General features: G+C 69.0%; 18 protein-coding genes. 13 read left to right on the forward strand and 5 right to left on the reverse strand.

Going from position 1 to position 19,716, the window contains the following annotated elements; all coding sequences use genetic code 11:
* Window positions 1-96: 96 nt before the first annotated feature.
* Both speB and H4W80_RS45870 read left to right on the forward strand, forming a co-directional pair.
* The gene (gene speB / locus H4W80_RS45865; protein ID WP_192790796.1) at window positions 97-1,029 is read left to right on the forward strand and encodes an agmatinase; all 933 of its coding nucleotides are present in this window, start codon (window positions 97-99) and stop codon (window positions 1,027-1,029) included.
* Window positions 1,026-2,522: a purine-cytosine permease family protein gene (locus H4W80_RS45870; RefSeq protein WP_192790797.1), complete on the forward strand. Its 1,497-nt coding sequence runs from the start codon at window positions 1,026-1,028 to the stop codon at window positions 2,520-2,522. Before speB ends, H4W80_RS45870 begins: the two co-directional genes overlap by 4 nt.
* Here H4W80_RS45870 and H4W80_RS45875 read toward each other — a convergent pair.
* Window positions 2,519-3,010 carry an Lrp/AsnC family transcriptional regulator gene (locus H4W80_RS45875; protein WP_185071603.1) on the reverse strand — a complete coding sequence of 164 codons (492 nt, stop codon included), beginning with the start codon at window positions 3,008-3,010 and terminating at the stop codon, window positions 2,519-2,521. The two genes, H4W80_RS45870 and H4W80_RS45875, sit on opposite strands and share 4 nt — an antisense overlap.
* A 196-nt stretch (window positions 3,011-3,206) precedes the next feature.
* On the opposite strand from H4W80_RS45875, the gene H4W80_RS45880 reads away from it, so the two are divergent.
* From H4W80_RS45880 to H4W80_RS45910, 7 genes are read left to right on the forward strand one after another with little or no spacing between them, the layout of a single operon-like run.
* Window positions 3,207-4,637 carry a gamma-aminobutyraldehyde dehydrogenase gene (locus H4W80_RS45880; protein WP_192790798.1) on the forward strand — a complete coding sequence of 477 codons (1,431 nt, stop codon included), beginning with the start codon at window positions 3,207-3,209 and terminating at the stop codon, window positions 4,635-4,637.
* A 13-nt stretch (window positions 4,638-4,650) separates the two neighbouring features.
* Window positions 4,651-5,721, forward strand: a complete 1,071-nt coding sequence (locus H4W80_RS45885) for an ABC transporter ATP-binding protein (protein WP_192790799.1) — start codon at window positions 4,651-4,653, stop codon at window positions 5,719-5,721.
* A gap of 18 nt (window positions 5,722-5,739) precedes the next feature.
* Entirely contained in the window at window positions 5,740-6,927 is a 1,188-nt protein-coding gene (locus tag H4W80_RS45890; RefSeq protein WP_225964024.1) for an ABC transporter substrate-binding protein, read from the forward strand.
* A gap of 3 nt (window positions 6,928-6,930) precedes the next feature.
* Window positions 6,931-7,782, forward strand: coding sequence for an ABC transporter permease (locus H4W80_RS45895; protein ID WP_192790801.1), 852 nt, complete (start codon window positions 6,931-6,933; stop codon window positions 7,780-7,782).
* On the forward strand, window positions 7,779-8,564 hold the full coding sequence (locus H4W80_RS45900; RefSeq protein WP_192790802.1) for an ABC transporter permease: 786 nt from the start codon (window positions 7,779-7,781) through the stop codon (window positions 8,562-8,564). Before H4W80_RS45895 ends, H4W80_RS45900 begins: the two co-directional genes overlap by 4 nt.
* A 35-nt stretch (window positions 8,565-8,599) precedes the next feature.
* Complete coding sequence (locus H4W80_RS45905; RefSeq protein WP_192790803.1) at window positions 8,600-9,994, forward strand: NAD(P)/FAD-dependent oxidoreductase; 1,395 nt, start codon at window positions 8,600-8,602, stop codon at window positions 9,992-9,994.
* Window positions 9,991-10,887, forward strand: a complete 897-nt coding sequence (locus H4W80_RS45910; RefSeq protein WP_192790804.1) for an alpha/beta hydrolase — start codon at window positions 9,991-9,993, stop codon at window positions 10,885-10,887. Before H4W80_RS45905 ends, H4W80_RS45910 begins: the two co-directional genes overlap by 4 nt.
* 327 nt (window positions 10,888-11,214) lie before the next feature.
* On the opposite strand, the gene H4W80_RS45915 is transcribed toward H4W80_RS45910, so the two are convergent.
* Entirely contained in the window at window positions 11,215-11,661 is a 447-nt protein-coding gene (locus tag H4W80_RS45915; protein ID WP_192790805.1) for an ATP-binding protein, read from the reverse strand.
* Between the two features lie 325 nt (window positions 11,662-11,986).
* Here H4W80_RS45915 and H4W80_RS45920 point away from each other — a divergent pair, with 325 nt between their 5' ends.
* The 3 genes from H4W80_RS45920 to H4W80_RS45930 all read left to right on the forward strand — a co-directional run bounded on the left by H4W80_RS45920 (window position 11,987) and on the right by H4W80_RS45930 (window position 13,449).
* The gene (locus H4W80_RS45920; protein WP_192790806.1) at window positions 11,987-12,817 is read left to right on the forward strand and encodes a helix-turn-helix domain-containing protein; all 831 of its coding nucleotides are present in this window, start codon (window positions 11,987-11,989) and stop codon (window positions 12,815-12,817) included.
* Window positions 12,802-13,017, forward strand: a complete 216-nt coding sequence (locus tag H4W80_RS45925; protein ID WP_192790807.1) for a DUF397 domain-containing protein — start codon at window positions 12,802-12,804, stop codon at window positions 13,015-13,017. Before H4W80_RS45920 ends, H4W80_RS45925 begins: the two co-directional genes overlap by 16 nt.
* A gap of 219 nt (window positions 13,018-13,236) precedes the next feature.
* Window positions 13,237-13,449 (forward strand): hypothetical protein, encoded by a 213-nt coding sequence (locus H4W80_RS45930; RefSeq protein WP_192790808.1) that lies wholly within the window; start codon window positions 13,237-13,239, stop codon window positions 13,447-13,449.
* 23 nt (window positions 13,450-13,472) lie between these two features.
* Here the strand turns inward: H4W80_RS45930 and H4W80_RS45935 are convergent, their stop codons facing one another.
* Window positions 13,473-14,018, reverse strand: coding sequence for a flavoprotein (locus H4W80_RS45935; RefSeq protein ID WP_192790809.1), 546 nt, complete (start codon window positions 14,016-14,018; stop codon window positions 13,473-13,475).
* 348 nt (window positions 14,019-14,366) lie between these two features.
* Here H4W80_RS45935 and H4W80_RS45940 point away from each other — a divergent pair, with 348 nt between their 5' ends.
* Window positions 14,367-14,777 carry a bleomycin resistance protein gene (locus H4W80_RS45940; RefSeq protein ID WP_318787363.1) on the forward strand — a complete coding sequence of 137 codons (411 nt, stop codon included), beginning with the start codon at window positions 14,367-14,369 and terminating at the stop codon, window positions 14,775-14,777.
* A gap of 374 nt (window positions 14,778-15,151) precedes the next feature.
* Here H4W80_RS45940 and H4W80_RS45945 read toward each other — a convergent pair whose 3' ends face one another.
* Window positions 15,152-16,660 carry a DHA2 family efflux MFS transporter permease subunit gene (locus tag H4W80_RS45945; RefSeq protein WP_192790811.1) on the reverse strand — a complete coding sequence of 503 codons (1,509 nt, stop codon included), beginning with the start codon at window positions 16,658-16,660 and terminating at the stop codon, window positions 15,152-15,154.
* A gap of 35 nt (window positions 16,661-16,695) precedes the next feature.
* Window positions 16,696-19,716, reverse strand: a complete 3,021-nt coding sequence (locus H4W80_RS45950) for a BTAD domain-containing putative transcriptional regulator (protein ID WP_225964025.1) — start codon at window positions 19,714-19,716, stop codon at window positions 16,696-16,698.

The raw sequence follows: 19,716 nt of genomic DNA on the forward strand, positions 1-19,716 counted from the left end.
GACCTTCGCGGCTTGTGGCCGGCCACAACACTCACCGTGCGACTTCGTTGGCTCGACAATTGCCGCAGGTCAGAGGCATGACGAACACTGGGCCGCATGAACCTTGGCCCTGTCGACTCCTCTCAGGTCCCGCGTTTCGCCGGGCTCGCCACCTTCGCCCGCCTGCCCAGGCTCGACCAGGTCGAGCGGGCCGGCGTGGCCGTCGTGGGCGTGCCGTTCGACACCGGCGTGTCCTACCGGCCCGGCGCCAGGTTCGGCCCGGCCGCGGTCAGGGAGGCCTCCCGGCTGCTGCGGCCGTACCACCCGGGGCTGGACGTCTCGCCGTTCGAGCGGGCGCAGGTGGTCGACGCCGGTGACATCGCGGCCAACCCGTTCGACATCGGGGCGGCCATCGAGAGCATCGAGGGCGCGGCGGACTCGATCGACGCCAAGCTCGTCGCGATCGGCGGCGACCACACGATCGCGCTGCCGCTGCTGCGCTCCGTGGCCAGGAGGCACGGCCCGGTGGCGCTGCTGCACTTCGACGCCCACCTCGACACCTGGGACACCTACTTCGGCGCCGAGTACACGCACGGCACCCCGTTCCGGCGGGCGGTGGAGGAGGGCCTGCTGGACACCGAGGCCGTCAGCCACGTCGGGATCAGGGGCCCGCTGTACGGCAAGAAGGACCTCGAGGACGACCGGCGGCTCGGGTTCGGCATCCTGACGGCGGCCGACGTGCTGCGGCGCGGCCTCGACGAGGTGATCGACGTGCTGCGGCAGCGCATCGGCGACCGGCCCCTGTACGTGTCCGTCGACATCGACGTGCTGGACCCGGCCCACGCCCCGGGCACGGGGACGCCGGAGGCGGGCGGGCTCACCAGCCGGGAACTGCTGGAGATCCTGCGCGGCCTGGCCGGGTGCGACCTGGTCGGGGCCGACGTCGTCGAGGTGGCCCCGGCGTACGACCATGCGGAGATCACCTCGATCGCCGCCTCCCACGTGGCCTACGACCTCGTCAGCCTGCTGGCGTTGCAGGAGAAACCATGAGCCTCACCGAGATCGAGACGTACGGGGTCGAGCGCATCCCCGACGCGGACCGCACCGCGCGCCCGATCGACCTGTTCCGGCTGGCGTTCGGGGGCGCGAACACCTTCGCCACCTGCGTGCTCGGCGCCTTCCCCATCCTGTTCGGCCTGTCGTTCTGGCAGGGGCTGGCCGCGACCGTGCTCGGGCTCGTGGTCGGCGCGCTGATCCTGGCGCCGCTGTCGCTGTTCGGGCCGCTCAACGGCACCAACAACGCCGTCTCCTCCTCCGCCCACCTGGGCGTGCACGGGCGGGTCGTGGGCTCGTTCCTGTCGCTGCTGACCGCGATCGCGTTCTTCTCGATCTCGGTGTGGTCGTCGGGGGACGCGCTGGTCGGCGGCGCCCACCGGCTGGCCGGGCTGCCCGACACCGACCTGTCGTACGGCGTCGCGTACGCGCTCTTCGCCGTCCTCGTGCTCATCGTCTGCGTGTACGGCTTCCGCTTCATGCTGTTCGTCAACAAGATCGCGGTCGCGGCGGCGTCGCTGCTGTTCGTTCTGGGGGCGTTCGCCTTCGCCGGGGACTTCGACCCGTCCTATCCGGGCACGCTCGCGGCCGGTGACCCGCTGTTCTGGCCGTCGTTCATCGGCGCGGCGCTGATCGTGCTGTCGAACCCGGTGTCGTTCGGCGCCTTCCTGGGCGACTGGTCCAGGTACATCCCGGCCACGACGCCGAAGTCCCGGGTGATGGCCGCGGCCTTCCTGGCGCAGCTCGCCACCATCCTGCCGTTCCTGTTCGGCCTGACCACGGCCTCGATCATCGCGACCAAGGCCGCCGACTACCTGGACCCGGCCGCCCCCAACTACGTCGGCGGGCTGCTGGCCGTCTCGCCCGGCTGGTACTTCGTACCGGTCTGCCTGATCGCCCTGATCGGCGGCATGTCCACCGGCACGACCTCCCTCTACGGCACCGGGCTCGACTTCTCCAGCGTCTTCACCCGCTTCTCCCGGGTGCAGGCGACGGTGTTCATCGGCACGCTGTCGATCGTGTTCATCTTCATCGGCCGCTTCGCCGCGAACCTCACCCAGAGCATCTCCACGTTCGCCACGCTGATCATCACGTGCACGGCGCCGTGGATGGTGATCATGATGCTCGGCTACGTGACCCGCAGGGGCTGGTACGACCCCGAGGCGCTGCAGGTCTTCAACCGGCGCCAGAGCGGCGGCCGCTACTGGTTCACACACGGCTGGAACTGGCGCGGGCTGTCGGCCTGGCTCGTCTCCGCGGGCCTGGCGCTGCTGTTCGTGAACCTGCCGGGCCAGTTCGTCGGCCCGCTGGGAGACCTGGCCGGGGGAGTGGACATCTCGCTGCCCGTGGGGCTGGCCGTCGCGGGCGTGCTCTACCTGGCGCTGCTGACGGCGTTCCCGGAGCCCCGGGAGGTGTACGGCCCCGAGGGCCCGCGCCTGGTCCGTACGGCGGACACGCCGATCCTGCCTATCGTGGAGACGGTCGGCTAGCGAGTGCCCCAGGAGTAGGTCTGTTTACGCAGCTTGAGATAGACGAACGACTCCGTGGCCCGCACGGCGGGGATGGCGCGGATCTTGCTGAGGATCTCCAGCAGGTGCCCGTCGCCCTCGCAGACGACCTCGACGATCACGTCGAAGGAGCCCGCCGTGAGGACCACGTAGTCGATCTCGTCGATGGCCGCCAGCTCGTCGGCCACGGCCTCCAGGTCGCCCTCGCAGTTGATGCCGATCATGGCCTGCCGCGGGAATCCGAGGGTCAGCGGGTCGGTGACGGCGACGATCTGCATGACGCCCGCGTCCTGCAGCCGCTGGACACGCTGACGCACGGCGGCCTCCGACAGGCCCACCGCCTTCCCGATCGCCGCGTACGGCATGCGCCCGTCGGTCTGGAGCTGCTCGATGATCTGCTTGGACAGATCGTCGAGCACCACCGGCCCGGCATTGGCGTTGTTGCGGCGTACGCGGGGCGGCGTCGTCATCGACGGAATCCTCCTACTGGTCCGGCGTTACGGGTGCGTTCCCGCTGAGTTGCCGTCCTGGTGCGACATGTTGTCAGTTCCTGGCGGCCTGTCAAGCGAATTCGTAGCAATTTGGTATCTTCACCACGAAATCCCTTGTCGAGATGCACCTGCTCTGTAAGAGTCGCGGCATCTCAGCCACCCACTTGGAGGGCGCATGATCCGTCTGCAGAACTTCATCAATGGTGAGTTCGTGGACGCCAAGAGCGGCAGGTTCTCCGACATCATCGACCCGTGCACGGGCGAGGCCTACCTGCAGGCCCCCGTCTCCGGCCCGGAGGACGTCGATGCCGCCTTCGCCGCGGCTGCCGCCGCGTTCGAGTCGTGGGGCAGGAGCACGCCGGGTGAGCGGGCCAACCTCCTGCTCAAGGTCGCCGACGCGATCGACGCGCGGGCCGATGAGATCAACGAGGCGGAGTGCCTCAACACCGGCAAGCCGCGGGCCCGGATGGCCGAGGACGAGACCCCGGTGGCCGCCGACCACTTCCGCTTCTTCGCGGGCGCGGCGCGCACCCTGGAGGGTCCCACGGCCGGCGAGTTCCTCGCCGAGCACACCAGCGTCATCCGGCACGAGCCGATCGGCGTGATCGGCCAGGTCGCGCCGTGGAACTACCCGATGATGATGGCGGTCTGGAAGATCGCCCCGGCCCTGGCGGCCGGTAACACGGTCGTGCTCAAGCCGTCCGACACCACCCCGGCCTCCACGCTCAAGCTGGCCGAGATCCTCGGCGCGGTGCTGCCCGCGGGCGTCTTCAACGTCGTCACCGGCGACCGCGAGACCGGCGCCCTCGTGGTGAGCCACCCCACCGCCTCCATGGTCGCCATCACCGGCTCGGTCGGCGCGGGCATGTCGGTCGCCAAGAGCGCCGCCGACGACCTCAAGCGGGTGCACCTGGAGCTCGGCGGCAAGGCTCCGGTCGTGGTGTTCGAGGACGTCAAGGACCTGCGCAAGGCCGCCTCCGACATCGCCACCGCCGGCCTCTACAACGCCGGCCAGGACTGCACCGCCGCCTGCCGCGTGCTGGTGCACGAGAGCGTGCACGACGAGTTCGTGGCCGCGCTCGCCGAGGCCGCCGCCGCCACCGTGACCGGCGACCTGGGCAACGAGGACGCGCTCTACGGGCCGCTCAACAACGAGAACCAGCTCTCCAGGGTCCAGGGCTTCATCGACCGGGTCCCGGCGCACGCCAAGGTCCTCACCGGCGGTCACCGGGTCGGCGAGAAGGGCTACTTCTTCGCGCCGACGATCGTCGACGGTCTCAAGCAGGACGACGAGATGGTGCAGAACGAGGTCTTCGGCCCCGTGATCACCGTCCAGACTTTCAGCGACGAGGCCGACGCGCTGGCCAAGGCCAACGACGTGAAGTACGGCCTGAGCGGTTCGGTCTGGACCTCCGACCACGGCCGGGCCATGCGGATGTCCAACCGGCTCGACTTCGGCGTGGTCTGGGTCAACACGCACATCCCGTTCGTCTCGGAGATGCCGCACGGCGGCTTCAAGCACTCCGGGTACGGCAAGGACCTGTCGGTGTTCGGCCTGCACGACTACACCCGGGTCAAGCACGTCATGCACTACATCGGCGAATAGGACAGCGGCTGGGATGACTGAGCTGAATGCGATAGAGCTTGAGGACGTCGTCAAGGAGTACCTCTCGCATGGCGAGGTCGTCCAGGCGGTCAAAGGCGTCACCCTGGGCATAGCCGAGGGGGAGTTCTTCTCCCTCCTCGGCCCGTCCGGGTGCGGCAAGACCACGACCATGAGGATGATCGCGGGCTTCGAGCCGCCCTCGAAGGGGCTGGTGCGGCTGCACGGCAAGGACGTCACGGACGTCCCGCCCAACAAACGCGACGTCAACATGGTCTTCCAGTCCTACGCCCTCTTCCCGCACATGAGCGTCTGGGACAACGTGGCCTTCGGGCTGAAGCAGCGCAAGACGCCGCAGGAGGAGATCAAGCGGCGGGTCGGCGAGATGCTGGAGATCGTCGACCTCACCGGCCGGGAGAAGCGCCGCCCGCGCGAGATGTCCGGCGGCCAGCAGCAGCGCGTGGCGCTGGCCCGCGCGCTGGTCAACCGGCCGCGGGCGCTCCTGCTCGACGAGCCGCTCGGCGCGCTCGACCTCAAGCTGCGCCAGGCCATGCAGATCGAGCTCAAGCGCATCCAGCGCGAGGTCGGCATCACGTTCGTGTACGTGACCCACGACCAGAACGAGGCGCTGACCATGAGCGACCGGATCGCCGTCATGAACGACGGCCTGGTCGAGCAGCTCGCCGGGCCGCGGGAGATCTACGAGCGGCCCGCGACCGCGTTCGTGGCCGGCTTCATCGGCACCTCCAACCTGCTCGCGGGCACCGCCAGCGGCGGCGAGCTGAAGATCGGCGGCGGCCGGGTGCTGGTGCCGGGGCAGGACGGCGACGTGACGGTCACCGTGCGGCCCGAGAAGATCACCATCGACACGGTGGAGCCCGGCCAGGGCCTGAGCGCCGTGCGCGGCACCGTCGCCGAGGTGGTCTACCTGGGGACCTACAACAGCTACGCCGTGAGCCTCGCTGACGGGGCCGAGATCACGGTGTTCCAGCAGAACGCTCTTGACGCTTCGGCCACCGCGGAGCGGGGGGACTCCGTCTGGCTGTCGTGGCAGGCGCAGCACTCATATGTGATTGGAAGTCGATAGCACCTCATGAACCACCCCATGCTCCGCTCCCGTCGCGATTTCTTCCGCGTCGCTGGGTTCTCCGCCACAGGGCTCGCGCTGGCCGCGTGCGGCGTTCAAGGACAGAAGGCCGCGCCCCCGAAGGCCGACGCGGTCAAGGATTTCTGGGCCAAGCAGACCAAGCACGGCAAGGTCGTCTTCGCCAACTGGCCCGAGTACATGCCCGGGGACAAGGCCCCCCTGGAGAAGTTCAAGCAGGCCACCGGCATCTCGTACGAGTACAAAGAGGTCATCCAGGAGAACGCCGAGTTCTTCGGCAAGGCCGACCCCGTGCTGCGGGCGGGGCAGTCGCTGGGCTACGACATCGTCGTCATGACCAACGGCGTCCAGCTCCAGCACATGATCGAGCTGGGCTACGTGACGCCGCTCGACCACTCCCAGCTGCCGAACTTCGAGGCCAACGCCGGCCAGAAGTACAAGGAGCGGGCCTACGACCCCGGCAACAAGTACACGGTGCCGTACACGTCGGGGGTGACCGGGATCGCGTACAACACCAAGTACGTCGACGAGGACATCACCAGCATCCAGGCGCTGTTCGACCCCAAGTACAAGGGCCGGGTGGGCATGATGGCCGACGCCCAGGAGATCGGGAACTTCGGCATGTTCGCGCTGGGCATCGCCCCGGAGAAGTCGACCGAGGCGGACTGGAAGAAGGCCGGGGAGAAGCTCAAGGCACAGCGCGACGCCGGAATTGTCCGGAAATATTACGATCAAAGCTACATCGACGCTGTGTCCAAGGGCGACGTCTGGATCAGCATGGCCTGGTCGGGCGACGTCTTCCAGCGCCAGCTCGCCGGCGAGCCCGTCAAGTTCGTGGTGCCCGAGGAGGGCGGCACGATCTGGACCGACAACATGCTCATCCCCAAGAACGCGGCCAACCCGGTGGACGCGCTCATGCTCATGGACTACCTCTACCAGCCGCCCGTGGCCGCCGAGCTGGACGAGTTCATCCAGTACGTCACGCCGGTCCCGGCCGTGCAGGACCTGCTGAGGGAGAAGGCCAAGACGGCCAAGGGCAAGGACAAGAAGTCCCTCGAGGAAATGATCGACAGCCCGCTCATGTTCCCCACCGAGGCCGACTACGGCAAGCTGCACAACTACACCCCGCTGACCACCCAGCAGGAGCAGGTCTACAACCCGATCTTCCAGTCCATCACCCAGGCGTAGCGCATGAGGCGGCTCACCCCCTACCTGCTGGCGCTGCCGAGCTGGATGTGGCTTGCGATCTTCCTGGTCGTGCCCATGGCCGCGATGGCCTCGGTCTCCCTGCAGACCGGCAACGCCATCGACGGCTTCGCCATGACGTTCAGCTTCTCCAACTACAGTGACGCGCTCGGCCGGTACAGCACCCAGCTGGTGCGCTCGCTGCTCTATGGCGGCCTGGCCACCGTGGCCATGCTGGTGATCGGCTACCCGGTGGCGTACTGGATCGCGTTCAAGGGCGGCACGCGCAAGTCCGTGTACCTGTTCCTGCTGCTGCTGCCGTTCTTCGTGTCGTTCGTGCTGCGGACGATCTCGTGGAACTTCCTGCTGTCGGACAACGGCATCCTGTTCGGCACGCTGAAGGGCTGGGGGCTGCTGCCCGAGGACTTCCACGTGCTGGCCACGACGGTCGCCGTGGTGGGCGGGCTGACGTACAACTTCCTGCCGTTCATGATCCTGCCGATCTACGTGTCGCTGGAGCGGGTGGACCCGCGGGTGATCGAGGCGGCCCAGGACCTGTACGCCACGCGGACGTCGGCCTTCCGGCGGGTGGTGCTGCCGCTGTCGCTGCCGGGGGTCTTCGCGGGGGTGCTGATGACGTTCGTGCCCGCCACGGCCGACCCGATCAACGCGCAGATCCTCGGCGGCACGGCCAACACGATGATCGGCAACATCATCCAGACCGAGTATCTGACGAACCTCGACTACCCGACCGCCTCGGCCCTGTCGTTCACGCTGATGGCGGTGCTGCTGGTGGGCATCTTCATCTACGCCAGGGCGCTCGGGACGGAGAACGTGCTCGAGGCGGCGGCCCGATGAGAGGGACGAGGCTCGGCGACCGGCTACTGCACATCTACACCTGGATCATCATCCTCTGGCTGTCCTCGCCGATCGCCGTGATGATCCTCTTCGGCTTCAACGACAAGCAGAGCAAGTCGAACACCTCCTGGCAGGGCTTCACGCTCCGCTGGTACGCCGAGCTGTTCGACATCTCCGACCTGACCGTGGCGCTGCGCAACTCGCTGGTGATCGCCGCGGTCAGCACGATCATCACGGTCGTGATCGGCACCATGCTGGGGCTCGCGCTCGGACGGCACCGTTTCCACGGCAAGGGGGTCACGAACTTCCTGGTCTTCGCCGCCATCTCCACACCCGAGCTGGTCATGGGCGCGTCGCTGCTGTCGCTGTTCGTCTCGGGGAACGTGCCGCGCGACGCGAACACGATCATCGTCTCCCACGTGCTGTTCTCGTTGTCCTTCGTGGTGGTGACGGTGCGGGCGCGGATCGTCACGCTGGACCCGTCGCTGGAGGAGGCGGCCAGGGATCTGGGGGCGACGGCCTGGGGGACGTTCCGGCAGGTCACGCTGCCGTCGATCATGCCGGGCGTGATGGCGGGCGCGATGTTGTCGTTCGCTCTCTCCATCGACGACTACGTGGTCACCAGCTTCGTCAACGGCTCGACCGTCACCTTCCCCCTGTGGATCGTCGGTGCGGTCAAGACCGGGATCCCACCGCAGGTCAACGTCATGGGTACGCTGATCTTCGGCATCGGGGTGCTGATCGCGATCGGAAACGCGGTGGCGGCGCGGCGCCGTACCTAAATATCCTCCACGAACTTCGTAGGGAAGTGGGATTTGTGGATCCGCTGAAGGCGCTTGCTGACGCGGAGCGCAAGCCGTACTGGCTGGACAGCCCGGCCAGACCCGAGCCGCGACCGCGGCTCGACCAGACAACGAGCGCCGACCTGGTCGTCGTCGGCGGAGGCTTCTCAGGGCTGTGGACGGCCCTGATGGCCAAGGAACGAGACCCGTCCCTGGACGTGGTCCTGCTCGAAGGACGCAGGATCGGCTGGGCCGCCACCGGCCGCAACGGCGGGTTCTGCATGGCGACCCTCACCCACGGTCTGGCCAACGGCGCGGAACGGTGGCCGGACGAGATCGGGCGCCTGGAACGCATGGGCGTGGCCAACCTCGACGAGATCGAGCAGACCCTGGAGCGCTACGGCGTCGACTGCTCCTTCGAGCGCACCGGCGAGCTGCACGTGGCCACCGAGCCGTGGCAGCTCGACGGGCTCCGTGAGCACCTGGAGCTGATCTCCGAGCTGGGGCTCGACTACGTGCCGCTCGACCAGGAGCAGGTGCGCGCCGAGCTGAACTCGCCGACCTACCTGGGCGGGCTCTGGGAGCGCAGCGGATGCGCCATGCTCGACCCGGCCAGGCTGGCCTGGGGGCTGCGGGAGGCGTGCCTGCGGCTGGGGGTGCGCGTCCACGAACGCACCCCGGTCCGCTCGCTGCGCGACGACGGCACGACGATCACGCTGCGCACGCCGTACGGCGCCGTCGCGGCGCGGCAGGTGGCTCTCGGGACCGGCGTGTTCCCGCCGCTGCTGCGGCGGCTCAAGCACTTCGTGGTCCCCGTGTACGACTACGCGCTGATGACCGAGCCCCTGACCGACCTCCAGCTCGCCGAGGTCGGCTGGCGCAACCGGCAGGGCGTGGGCGACTCGGGCAACCAGTTCCACTACTACCGGCTGACCGACGACAACCGGATCCTGTGGGGCGGCTACGACGCCGTCTACTACAACGGGGGTCTGGTCAAACCCGAGTACGAGCAGCGCGACGAGACGTTCGTCAAGCTGGCCGAGCACTTCTACGACACCTTCCCCCAGCTCGACGAGGTGCGGTTCACCCACCGGTGGGGAGGGGTGATCGACACCTGCAGCCGGTTCAGCGCCTTCTACGGGCAGGCGCACGGCGGGCGGCTGGCCTACGCCACCGGCTACACCGGGATGGGCGTGGGCGCCACCCGCTTCGGCGCGAACGTCATGCTCGACCTGCTGTCGGGCGAGTCCACCGAGCGGACCGAGCTGCGGATGGTCAAGGAGAAGCCGATGCCGTTCCCGCCGGAGCCGGTGCGGTCCGGGGTCATCCAGTTCACCCGCTGGTCGATCGCGCAGGCCGACCAGCACGAGGGCAAGCGCAACCTGTGGCTGCGCGTGCTCGACCGGATGGGGCTGGGGTTCGACTCGTGATCCTGACCACGCGAGTCGAGTTCGTGGTCGACGGCCTCACGCTCGCCGGGGACCTGCGGGTCCCCGGCGGCGCGGGGCCCCGGCCCGCCCTGGTGTTCACGGGGCCGTTCACCGGGGTGCGCTCCCAGGTCACAGGGCTGTACGCGGATCGGCTGGCCGAGCGGGGGTACGTGACGCTGGCCTTCGACCACCGGAACTGGGGCGAGTCCGAAGGGCTTCCGCGCCGGGAGGAGGATCCGCAGGGCAAGCTGCGCGACCTGCGGGGGGCGGTGTCGTTCCTGCGGTCGCGGGCCGAGGTGGACCGGGATCGGATCGGGGCGGTGGGGGTGTGTCTGGGGGGCGGCTACGCGCTCAAGTTCGCAGCTTTCGACCCCCGAGTCCGGACATTTGTCGGTATCGCGGGCGCGTACAACAACCCGTACGGCATGCGCTCCGGCATGGACTACCAGGCGACGCTGGCGGCCCTCACGGACGTCCTCGAACGCCAGGACCAGGGCGGCGCCGTGGAGTACCTGCCGGTCGTCTCCTCCCTGCCCCCGGAGGAGGGGGAGGCCGCCATGCCGGGCGACGAGCCGTACGCGTACTACGGCACCTCGCGGGGCGCCTCGCCGCACTGGTCCAACTCGGTGACCAGGGCGAGCCTGCGGGAGCTGGTCACGATGGACAACATGATGGGAGCGGACTTCCTGTCGCCCAAGCCGGCGCTGATCGTGCACGGGGTCGTCGACCGCTTCTGCTCGCCGGAGGGGGCCGAGGAGGCGTTCCGCCGCCTCGACCAGCCGAAACAGCTCGTCTGGGTGGACGCCAAGCAGCACATCGACCTGTACGACCGCGAACCGTACGTCACGCAGGCCGTGGACGCCACCGCCACCTTCCTCGCCGACCACCTCTGACCACCCCTCTGGTGCCCGGAGCGATCCCGGCCGCCGAGCCCGTCTACCGGGCTCGGCCTGACAGCAGTGCCGCCCAGATCGTGCGAGCTTCACCGATGGAGCACTGGTGGGTCTCGTGAACCACGTCCCCGGCTTCGGCCTGCACAGTGCGGCGGATGAGGGTCTGACCGCCGCCCTGGCGCAGCTCGTAGAACACGGCTCGGCAGGTGCAGGTCCACGCCACGACGCGGACGCGATGCAAGGCACCACATGGTTCCAGCCACGTCAGCCGGACGTGACCACGCCGGGCCATGGGTACGTGCGGACTCAGGCAGCCTTCGCCGGCCGTCACGACACACCTGCGGCCACAATGCTCGGTGCTTCACGGAGTTCGGCGTATCGAGCAGCGATCCTGCGCGCGGCCCGCTCCGGCGACACTCCGGGCGACGTATCGTCGACGGAGCGCTCATCTGGCATCTTGAGGTCGCACCAAACAACGCGATGCCCTCGCTCGATCAGATGCGTCCCCCAGCGCTCCGAGAGTTCGGACGCGATCTGCAGTCCCCGGCCGGATTCCTCGTCACCGCAGGGCTCACCTGGGACGAAGCGCTCCGCCGGCACATTGGCACCGGGGTCGATCACATCCAGGCGAATGAAGTCATCCCCGAAGCCCAGATGAACTCTCACCCAGTCGCGTGTGCCGCTGATCGGCACATGCAACACGCTGTTGTTCACCAGTTCGGCAACGACCTGCTCCGCGTCGAAGCACAGCGGATGCGCCTCTCCCAGCCACATCCTGACGGCCTGTCTCGCTCTCCGGGGTGCTTGGCCGTCGCGGCGCAGGACCGTGCTCTGCCACGCGCCAACGATTGGTCTTTTGGCGGACAGGGCTACCGTTGGCACGAAATCCACCGCTTCACCCACCTGTCGTCGTGATCACACGTGATCTTGGTCTGTCTGTGGTATTCAAGCCCTGCGTAGCCGCGAGCTTTTGGCCAGCGTGACAGGACAGGCGGGCTTGTAGGACATCTCTCAAGTACTTGTGTCACACGGAATCAAGGGCCAATCTGTGTGATGAATGTGTGTGATGCCTGTGGCACCAGACTGGGAAAGGGCGTCAATGCCGGGTCCCAAGCAGCTGAATCCGGACGAGAGTGCGGCAGCGCGGTTCGGTTACGAGTTGCGCAAGGCACGGGACGCCGCAGGCTTCACGCAGGGGCAACTCGGCCAGCGAATGGGCTACCACGCCAACGCCATCGGCATGGTCGAGCGCGGAGAACGCGCACCCAAGGCCGAGTTCGCTCGCCTGGCAGAGGAACACCTTGGACTGGAACCCGAAAAGTTGTCCCAGTTCCTGCCTGTTGGCTCGCGTGAGACGATCTTCAAAACTCTCGGTCCGTGGCTTGAGATCGAGGCCGGTGCACGGGAGTTGTGGACATGGGAGCCCACCATGGTCCCTGGGTTGCTTCAGACCCCTGAGTACACGAGGGCCATCGTCGCAGGAAAGCCTGGCATCACCAGCGAGAAGATAGAGGCGGCTGTCAGGGATCGGATGGCGCGGAAGGAGATCTTCCGCAAGGCCAACCCTCCTCTGCTCTACGCGGTGTTAGACGAGTCAATCCTGTATCGTCCGATCGGGAGCGAAAGTATCATTCGCGCCCAGTTGACCTATCTGATCGAGGTGGCTCGCAGTCCAATCACGATTCAGATCCTCCCCTTCGACGCCCGCGTGACGGCTGGGCTTCTCGGCGGGTGTCTGATCGCACATACGACTGGTGGGCCGACCGCTGCCTTTGTGGATAGCCCAGTGAGCGGGAAGGTGTGGGACGGAGAGTCTGAGGTCGAGATTCTTATCCGTCGCTATCAGGCATGCCGCTCCGAAGCCCTTCCCCAGAGTCTTTCTCTTCGGAAGATCAAAGAAAGGTTGGATCAAGAATGGAACTGGAGCTGAGCGAGGAACTTGCCGCCGCTGTGTGGCGCAAGTCCTCGTTCTCGGGCGACAATGGCAATTGCCTTGAAGTGGCACCACTGTCCGGTGGTCGTGTCGGCATCCGAGACACCGAGCGCCCGGACCTGCAACCCTTCGTGGTGAGTGAAGGCGTGTGGTCCGCATTCACCTGTGGGGCCAAAGCGGGAGAATTCGACTTCTAGCTCCGACGTCAAGGGGGCCCGGCGCGTTGCTGGGCTCCCTTTCTGGGGTTGATGGAAAGTATTCCGTTTGTGGTATCACATACGGGTCATGAGCGGTGACTATCTGCTGGGACTCGGGCAGACCTGGGGGCAGGTCCTGGAGAGGGGTGACTCACATGGCTGTTGGTCAACAAACGCGCCCGTGGGGCTTGGGGGCGAATGATCCCACTCTCGCCAGTCGTGCCGGAATGCCACAAGGTCGGATTCGACTCGGCGACGCAGCTCACGACCTTCTTTGAACCTTTTCCAATCGACGAGACGGTCAACATGGTCATTCGCGCTATGGGTGAGCACCAGGTACAAGTGGCTCGCATCGATCCCGCCGACACCGGCGCAGGGCTCACGCTCGGCGCTCGCATCGGCGACGGCGTGCCCGCGCGATCCGCCGGCTGATCTCCCCGCGGGCGTCCATGCCATCACCCCTGTGTCTGTCGCTCCCCGACAACGGCGTGTAGCTCCTGCATGATGCGTTCCCAGGATGGTATGCGGGACTGTGGCGGGGCGGCGGGATCGAACAGGACCCGCACGCCCATCTCCCGAAGCATGTCCAGGCTCCGCTGGAAGGCGAGATGCCGGGCTAGCGCGTCCTTCAGCAGCGGCACGGCCAGGATCGGGACGCCGAACCCCATCACCTCGCACAGCAGTCCGACGGCGAAGGTGTCGGCGATGCCGTTCGCCCACTTGTTGATCGTGTTGAACGTCGCCGGAGCCACGATCACCGCGTCTGCGGGAGGGAGACCCTTGGGATCCTGCGGCAGGCGATATGTGCTGCGGACCAGGTCACCGGTCAGCCGCTCCAACTCCGGGACATCGACGAAGCGTTCCCCCATCGGCGTGGTGACCACGTGCACCTGCCACCCGGCCGCCTGAGCCACGGCGACCAGGTGGTGGAGGTCGGCGGCAGCAGGTGCGGCACATGCGATGACGTAGAGAACGCCGCGCGTGCCCCCGTGCGGTTCCATGCTGGTGATCCTAATGAGAGGCCGGTATCCGCACTCGGTGACCGGCCTGTGGAGTCGTGCAGGGCATGTGAGCCGACCAGGGAATGACGTCACCGGTGAGTGACGATCGCCCTGGATCGACTCAGACGCCTGTGGATCTTGCCGGGCAGGTTCGGCACGGATGCTTCGCCTCGTCCACGGTGCTCAGCACCGGTCTGTGCCGGGTCGGCGAGAACTGGGATGGCGGAGCGCGGCGCGACGCGAACGGCGCTCAGCACAGCGTCTCGGCACTCGGCCGACGACCGGAAGGCCTCCCTCACGGGCTGCCGTGTGTTTGCTGGAGTGTTCGGTAGCTGCCAGAGTGACGAGGTGTCTCGCCTTGTTCCTGAATTGATCTGCTCCGACATCCAGGCCAGCTTGGCCTTCTATCGCCTGCTGGGTTTCAAGATTCGCTATGAGCGCCCCCAGGAGCGATTCGCCTACCTGGAACGTGACGGGGCGGACCTGATGTTGGAGCAGCCGCTGAGCCGGGACCGTCTCTACCCGCGCGCGGCGCTGGACCACCCCTACGGGCGTGGGATCAACCTCACTGTCGAAGTGGATGATGTGGACGAGATTCACACCATGCTGCTTGCTGCGGGCTACGAGATGTGGTTGCCGTTGGAGGAGCGCTGGTACGAGCGCAGCGTCGACGCTGTCGGCGTGCGCCAGTTCGCGGTGCAGGACCCGGACGGTTACCTACTGCGCATTTCTCAGCAAGTGGGAACCCGCTCTCGATAGCTGCTCACTTTGGCTCGGGTGCGTCCTCCGGCGGTAGGTGGCCGGCAGCCGGTCCGCCTGGCTTTGCGGTTGGGCGGATGCCGTGTGAGCCGGTGATCGTTTCTGCCGGATAACCGGCAGGTCAACGCCGACGAGCGTGCGGTAACCGGGGTCGCGTCCGAGGGGTGCGGGGACCGGCAGGGCCCCGCCTGGGGGTGTGGGGGCTCGCCCCCACAGGGCGCTGCCCGAGCGCTCCATCGCGCGTAGCGCGACTCACTGCGAGGACCGAGCCGTTGGGGGGTCGAAGGGGGGCCTGCCCCCCTGGGAGGCGCTGCCCGAGCCGTTGTTCGGCGCGTAGCGCCCCCCATTGTGAGGACCATGCTGTTACCCCCGGCTCAGGCGTGGGTCAGGACTTCTTCCGGGATGACCTTCGGGACGCCGCGGAGGCCGATCAGGGCCAGCACGGTCACTATGGCCAGGAGGGCCGCGGTGACCAGGGCGGTCATGTGCAGGCCCTCGATGAAGGCCGTCTGGGCTGCTCGCATGAGCTGATCCGCCTGCTGAGGCGGCAAGGTCGCGGCCGTGCTCACCGCGCCCGCGATCGACTCTCGCGCGGAGTCGGCGGAGGGGAGGCCGGGGGGGAGCTGCAGGTTGGACTGGTACGCGGTGTTCAGGACCGTGCCCAGGATGGCGATGCCCAGTGCGCCGCCCAGTTCGAAGGCCGTTTCCGAGACCGCGGCGGCCGCTCCCGCGCGTTCCCTGGGGGCCGTGGCGAGGACGTTGTCGTTGTTGACGGTGAAGGTGAAGCCGATTCCCACGCCGCCGATGATCATGACGGGGAGGAGTACGAGGTAGTTCAGGGTGGGGCCGAGCGTGCTGTAGTAGAGGAACGCGCCGGCGTTCATGGCCAGGCCCAGGGCGACGACGCCGTTCCTGCCGATGCGGTGGATCAGCTTGGCGGCCAGGATGCCGCCCACCGCGCCGCTCAGGCCGCCCGGCAGCTGCGCGAGGCCCGCCTGGAGCGGCGACCAGCCCAGGACGAGCTGCAGGTACCAGCCGAACATCAGCATCATGGCCGACATCGTGAAGATCGCCAGCAGGTTGGTGACGATGGACGCGCTGAACGCCCGCCGCCTGAAGAGCCGTACGTCGATCAGCGGCTCGCGCAGCCGCGTCTGGCGCCACACGAACAGGCCCAGCAGCAGGACCCCGGCCGCGCCCGCGACCAGCACGTCGGCGTGCTCCAGGCCCTGGTGCGCCGCCTCCTTGATCGCGTAGACGGCCGTCACCACGCCGGCGAACGAGAGGACGACGCTGACCAGGTCTGGGCGGCCCGCGTGCGGGTTGCGGGACTCGGGCAGCACCAGGGCCCCGCCGGCCAGCACCAGCAGCATGATCGGTACGTTGATCAGGAAGACCGAGCCCCACCAGAAGTGGTCGAGCAGGAGACCGCCCACGACCGGGCCGACGGCGAACCCGGCGGCGCTCATCCCGCTCCAGATGCCGATGGCGGCGGTGCGCTCGCCGGGTTCGGTGAACACGTTCCGGACGATCGACAGGGTGGACGGCATGATCGTCGCTCCGGCCACGCCGAGCAGGGCCCTGGCCGCGATCAGCAGCTCGGCGTTGGGTGCGTATGCCGTGACCACCGAGGCGGCGCCGAACGCGGCCGCGCCGATCAGCAGCAGGCGCTTGCGGCCGATGCGGTCGCCGAGGTTGCCCATGGTGACGAGGAGGCCGGCCAGCGCGAAGCCGTACATGTCGCCGATCCAGAGCAACTGGGTGGAGTTCGCGCCGAGGTCGGTCACCAGCCTGGGCAGGGCCAGGTGCAGGACCGTGAGGTCGAGGGAGAGGAGGAGGGTGGCCAGGCAGGCGATGGCCAGGCAGGACCATTTGTTCTTCATGCCGTCCACTGTCGGGAGCGCGGCTGACGGCCTGCCTACCGCTCGCTGACCGTCCCGCCGTCAGGCCCGGGCAGAGGTCCGGGTGAAGGCCCGGGTGGAGGCGGGTTTACGGCCTCGCTAGGAGGGGCGGTTGATGGATCGCCGGTCGGCTCGGCCGGTGGCTCGCTGACGGCCTCGTGCGGAGGTCCGGCCGGTGCCGTGCTGACGGCCTCGTGCGGAGGTTCGGCTGATGGAGTGACGGCTGAGCGGGCGTTCACCTCGTCGAGGGCGGTGGCGATGCGGGCGCGGGTGTCCTCCGCGGAGTACCAGTCTGCCGGGACCTCCTCACGCGCCTGGACGAGCAGGGCGCGGGCCTCGTCCAGGTCGCCCTGGAACAGCGCGACCCGGCCCAGCCCGAGGCGCGCCCACGCCAACGTCTCCGTCGAGCCGTTCCTGCGCGACATCCCGGCGGCCCGCAGGTAGTCGGCCCGCGCGCCCGTCGCGTCGGCCAGGTGGAGCCGGGCGTCGCCCCGCCGGCACAGGGCCTCGGCGATCTCCGTCTCGGCGCCCAGCTCGGTGGCCACCGCCAGCGCCTCGTCGGCCAGCGCGACCGCGGTCGTGAAGTCGCCCTTCTCCTCGTACAGGGAGCCGAGGCCGGACAGCGTCATCACCATGCCCCACCGCTCCCCGATGGCCTTGAACGCGGCCAGGCTCCGCTCGAAGTTGTCCAACGCCTCGGCGACCCGGCCGACCGACTGGAGCAGGAACCCCACACCGCCGGAGGACAGCGCCTCCTGCCAGGGCTGGAGGTCGTTGGCGCGGTTGATGAGCGCGGCGTGGACCTCGTCGTACTCGCCGGGCGGCCCCGTGTAGGCCGAGAGCAGCATCGAGAGGAACTCCAGCCGCAGCGGCAGGCTGTACGCCGGCAGCAGTTGCCGCGCCTCCGCCAGCCGGGCGCGCAGCTCGTCGTCGATGTCGCCGGTCCACGCCCTGATGAGCACGCACATGACGTACTCCTCCTCCATGCCCGGCGGAGGCCGGAAGGCGAGCGTGGTCAGCAGGTCGGCGGCCAGGTGGGCGCCGGTGACGCGGTGGCCGCGCATCCACCAGTAGCAGGCGCAGTGGGCCAGCAGCCGCAGCCCCAGCTCCGGCCGCCCGGAGGCGGTCGCCCAGCGGATCGCGGCGTCGAGCTCGGCGCTCTCCTCGTCGAGCCGGACCAGCCACTCCAGCTGCTCGCGGGTGCGCAGCCGCGGGTCGGCCGTCATGACCAGGTCGAGGTAGTAGCGGGCGTGCGCCTCGGAGATCGGTTCGGCCTCGCCCGACTCCGCCAGCCGTTCCGCGCAGAACGCCCTGATCGTCTCCAGCATCCGGAACCGGCCGCCCACGAACTCCACCAGCGACTTCTCCGCCAGCGAGAAGAGCACGTCCTCGGACAGCCCGCACACCTGCTCGGCCGCCTCCGGCCGGGCCCCGCCGACGAACACGCTCAGCCGCCTGGCCAGCCGCTGCTCGCTCTCGTCCAGCAGGTCCCAGCTCCACGCGACGACCGCGTGCAGCGTCTGGTGCCGGGGCAGCGCCGTACGGCTGCCCCTGGTCAGCAGCCCGAACCGGTCGTCGAGCCGGGCCGCCACGTCGGACACCGGCAGGGTGCGCAGCCGCGCCGCGGCCAGCTCGATGGCCAGCGGCAGCCCGTCGAGCGCCCGGCAGATGCGTACGACCGCCGCGGCGTTGCCCGCGTCGACGGCGAAACCAGGCCGTACGGCGGCGGCGCGGTCGGCGAACAGCCGGACCGCCGGATAGTCCAGGGGGTCGCCGGTCTCGGGCGGCGGCAGCCGCAGCGGCGCCACGGGCAGGATCGACTCGCCGGTGATGCCGAGCGCCTCGCGCCCGGTCACCAGCACGCGCAGCTCGGGGCAGGAGGCCAGCAGCAGGTCGGCCAGCTCGGCGGTGGCCGCGACGACGTGTTCGCAGTTGTCCAGGACGAGGAGCAGGCTGCGGCCGGCCAGCGCGGTGACGAGCCTGGTGGCCGGGTCGACGGTGAGCCGGTCGGGGGTGGGCGGGGCGTCGCGGATGTCCAGGGCGGACAGGACGGCCCCTGGGACGCCGGCGTCGTCGGAGACCGGCGCGAGCGCCACGAAGCACACGTCGCCGGGCTCCTGCTCGGCCGCCTCGGTCGCCAGCCGCGTCTTGCCCGCGCCGCCTGGCCCGATCAGCGTGACGAGCCGGTTGGCGCGCAGCCTGGCGGCCACCTCCTCGATCTCCTCGGCCCTGCCGACGAAGCTGGTGAGCTGGGCGCGCAGGCCCTGCCGCCGCCGGGCCGCGGGGGCGGCGTCGGGAGCGGCGGCGCCGAGCGCAGGGTCGGCCCTGAGCACGGCCAGGTGGGCGGCGGCCAGCTCGGCTCCCGGCTCGACGCCCAGCTCCTCGTCCAGGATCTTCCTGGCCTCGTCGTAGACGGTCAGCGCCTCGGCCTGCCGGCCGCTGCCGTAGAGGGCGCGCATGAGCTGGGCGCGCAGCCGCTCGCGCAGCGGGTGGGCGGCGGTGAGCTGGCTGAGCTCGGCGACCAGCTCGCGATGCCGGCCCAGGTCGAGGTCGGCTTGCACGCGGTCTTCGACGGCGGCCAGCCGCAGCTCGGCCAGCGCCGCCGCGGCGGCCTCGGCGTGCGGGGCGTCGGAGAGCGGCGCGCCCCGCCACAGCTCGAGCGCCTCGCGCAGGAGCGTGGCCGCCCGGCCGGGGTCGCCGCCGGCGAGGGCCTGCCTGCCCTGCTGCGCCAGCAGCTCGAACCTGCGCGCGTCCACGTCCTGGGGGTCGGCCACCAGCCGGTATCCCGCCGGATGGAACTCCACCAGGTCCCTGCCCAGTGCCCGGCGCAGCCTGGAGACCTGCGACTGCAGCGCGTTGGCCACGCCCTCGGGCGGTCTCGGGCCGTACATGCCGTCCACGAGCTGCTCGCCGCCGACGATGCGGCCGGCGTGCAGGGCGAGCAGCGTCAGCAGCGCGCGCACCCGGGGACCGCCGAGCGCGACCGGCTCGCCGTCCTCGCCCAGCGCGCTGGTGGGCCCGAGGATCTGGAAGCGCAT

Source organism: Nonomuraea angiospora (assembly GCF_014873145.1).
GTDB classification, from domain to species: domain Bacteria; phylum Actinomycetota; class Actinomycetes; order Streptosporangiales; family Streptosporangiaceae; genus Nonomuraea; species Nonomuraea angiospora.